The sequence below is a fragment of the Candidatus Planktophila sp. genome (assembly GCF_046070465.1).
Classification (GTDB): domain Bacteria; phylum Actinomycetota; class Actinomycetes; order Nanopelagicales; family Nanopelagicaceae; genus Planktophila.
On record NZ_JBJTMK010000116.1, the window covers coordinates 1 to 3,117 of the forward strand.

Sequence of the window (3,117 nt, forward strand, 5' to 3'; positions counted from 1 at the left end):
GTATCTTCAGCTTCGATAGCGATAACTGACTTGTGGAGCTCGCCGCGAGTGGAGTTAAGGTGCTTTACAAAGTCAGTGATGCCACCTGCATATTGATAGCGAACTGAGAGTTGCTCGCCTTTTTCATCGACGTGGCCATCACGCAAATCTGTAAGAGACAAGATAAGACCCTTATTGAGAAATGCCATTTCGCGAAAGCGTGTAGAGAGAACCTCAAATGAGAAATCAACTGTTTCAAAGATCTCTGGTGATGGCCAGAATTGAATTGTTGTTCCGGTTTCAGTGGTTGCCTCACCTTTATTTACCGGTGCAGTTGGTACACCGAGTTCGTAACTCTGTGACCAAATAAATCCGTCGCGCTTGACCGTCGCAGTCATGTGGGTTGAGAGTGCATTCACAACTGAAGAACCCACACCGTGAAGGCCGCCAGAGACTGAGTAGCCTCCATCTCCAAACTTTCCACCTGCGTGCAAAACAGTAAGAACAACTTCGAGAGCTGGCTTCTTTTCGACCGGGTGAATATCAACTGGGATACCGCGACCGTTATCGATGACTCGCAGCGAACCATCTGCCATCAAGGTGACTTGGATTTCTGTGCAATAGCCTGCGAGCGCCTCATCCACTGCGTTATCGACGATCTCGTAGACAAGGTGGTGGAGGCCACGTTCGCCGGTAGAGCCGATATACATACCTGGGCGCTTGCGGACAGCCTCGAGGCCTTCAAGGACGGTGATCGAAGAGGCGTCGTAGCCCTGCTTCTTCTCAGACATCGCGCCTCCGTTGGCTATCAGCTAAATCGCCCCTAGGGGCCTTAGAAGCCCGATTTACTCAGGCTAGGCAATTATCCTAGTGGTAAATCCCGGCTGTAAATACCGCCAAAAGCCTTAGACGGTAGAAATCGCCAACTTTTAGCCCACTCTCTAAGGTTCCCTGTGGGGTGACCGGATTTTCTCCGCGTAAATGCCTTCCCTGTCCATTCCCGCGCCATTCTCAGCTAACCCACAGTATTGAGCGCGAGTATTACGCCATGGCCACAGAAACTTCCGGAAATCGCATCCTCGTCGTCGATGATGAGACCAGCATCAGCGACCTTATCGCCACCTCACTGAAATTCGTCGGCTTCGATGTGCGCACCGCAGCGAGTGGATCGCAAGCACTCGCGGTCGCAGAAGAGTTCAAGCCACACGCAATGATTCTCGATGTCATGTTGCCCGATCTCGATGGCTTTGAAGTCTGTCGCCAGATTCGCAACGAAGGTCATCAACTAGGTGTTCTCTTCTTAACTGCAAAAGATGAGATGAAAGATAAGGTCCAAGGCTTAACCATCGGTGGCGATGATTACATGACTAAACCATTTAGCCTTGAAGAGCTTGTTGCACGTCTGAAGGCGCTTTTGCGTCGTATCGGTGTTGTTGAACAAGCGATTGATGATGAGAAAATTTCTTTTGCAGACCTCGAACTCAATGAAGCAACTCATGAAGTGCGTCGCGCAGGAAATCTAATTGAACTCTCCCCTACAGAATTTACCTTGCTGCGCTACTTGCTCATTAATGCTGATCGCGTCGTATCCAAGGCGCAAATTCTCGATCACGTTTGGGATTACGACTTTGGTGGCGATGCAGGAATCGTTGAAACTTATATTTCCTATCTTCGTAAGAAGATTGACATCTACGAACCAGCGCTTATTCATACAGTGCGCGGTGTTGGTTACCGTCTACGAATTGCACCTTCAAAGTAATAGGCTTTCCCAATGAAGAGCCCTCTCCGCACTTGGTCGCTACGCAGCCGACTGGTTCTCGGAGTTGTTCTTCTCAGTGCTGCAGGTTTCATTCTCTCCAGTGTCGTCGCACAACAAGCTTTACGTTCCTATCTTTTACAGCAAATAGATAACGAACTCCTCTCACTCTCCGGAAGTTCACTTCCACGAATTGCAGAGGCAGGAATCGCAGCAGATGGCGATGATTACTATGGACATCACAATGAAAATCGCCCACGTCCCAGTTCTTCACCAGCACCTCGTACGCCGTTGCAGAGGATCCCTACTGCAACCTCTGTGACACTTCTTGATTCAACTGGATCGGTCACAGCAGGGTTAGGTGGAGACCTCAATGCAGCGTCAGTAGCTGATTATCTGACTGGAATTACCCCGGCAAAGGCCGCTTCTTACAATGGCAAAGCTTTTACTATTGATGCACAAGGAAATGACTTCCGTGCGGTGGCACTTGCTCTTCCCAACAATGCCGGAACAGTAGTCGCAGCTCAATCACTCGATGGACTCGATAAGACTGTTGGAAAACTCGGATTCTTCTTCTTTCTTATCGGTCTTCTCTTAATCACACTCATTGCAATCGCATCCCGCATCGTTATTAAAGTTGGAATGCAGCCACTAGAAGATGTTGAGCAAACAGCTGAACAGATTGCTGCTGGTGATCTCTCAGCACGAATGCCTGATGCCAACCCGCATACAGAAGTTGGACGTCTGGTGACATCTCTCAACTCGATGTTGGGCCGTATCGAAACCTCATTTGCAGCCCGCACTGAATCTGAAAATAAGCTCCGTCGTTTTGTCGCTGATGCTTCACACGAACTTCGCACCCCACTTACCGCAATTCGAGGGTTCTCTGAGCTCTACCGCCAAGGTGCAGTCTCTGGTGAAGAGCCTACCCGCGAACTTTTAGGACGTATTGAAGGTGAATCAAAGCGAATGGGTGCACTCGTCGAAGACTTACTGCTCCTTGCTCGACTTGATCAAGCTCGCGAGATGGAATCAAAGCCAGTTAATCTTGTGGATGTTGTTGATTCAGCAGTTGCCTCTGCTCGAGCTGCAGGACCAGAACACCCAGTGACTTTCACACCTCATACAGATGAGCTCTTTGCGCTGGGCGATGAAGCTCGCATTCACCAAGTTGTAGCAAACCTTCTTGCCAATGCACGAGCACACACACCTGCTGGAACAAAGATTGATGTCTCAATCCAACGCGATAGCGATGGAATTCGTATCGCGGTCTCAGATAACGGTCCAGGTTTATCAACTGAAGATCAAGAGAAGATCTTTGAACGTTTCTATCGCGCAGATCCAGCTCGCGTTCGCGTGGATGGTGAAGGTAGTGGGTTGGG

General features: G+C 49.5%; 3 protein-coding genes. 2 read left to right on the forward strand and 1 reads right to left on the reverse strand.

The window, feature by feature from the left end:
* Window positions 1-770: ATP-binding protein (locus ACKOVI_RS05265; protein ID WP_509603025.1), on the reverse strand; the 770-nt coding region annotated here is incomplete at its 3' end.
* Window positions 771-1,027: 257 nt separating this feature from the next.
* On the opposite strand from ACKOVI_RS05265, the gene ACKOVI_RS05270 reads away from it, so the two are divergent.
* Together ACKOVI_RS05270 and ACKOVI_RS05275 are read left to right on the forward strand one after the other, a co-directional pair.
* Window positions 1,028-1,738 (forward strand): response regulator transcription factor, encoded by a 711-nt coding sequence (locus tag ACKOVI_RS05270; RefSeq protein WP_509603027.1) that lies wholly within the window; start codon window positions 1,028-1,030, stop codon window positions 1,736-1,738.
* 12 nt (window positions 1,739-1,750) lie between these two features.
* Window positions 1,751-3,117 (forward strand): sensor histidine kinase (locus ACKOVI_RS05275; protein WP_509603028.1); only part of this gene is annotated, 1,367 nt, incomplete at its 3' end.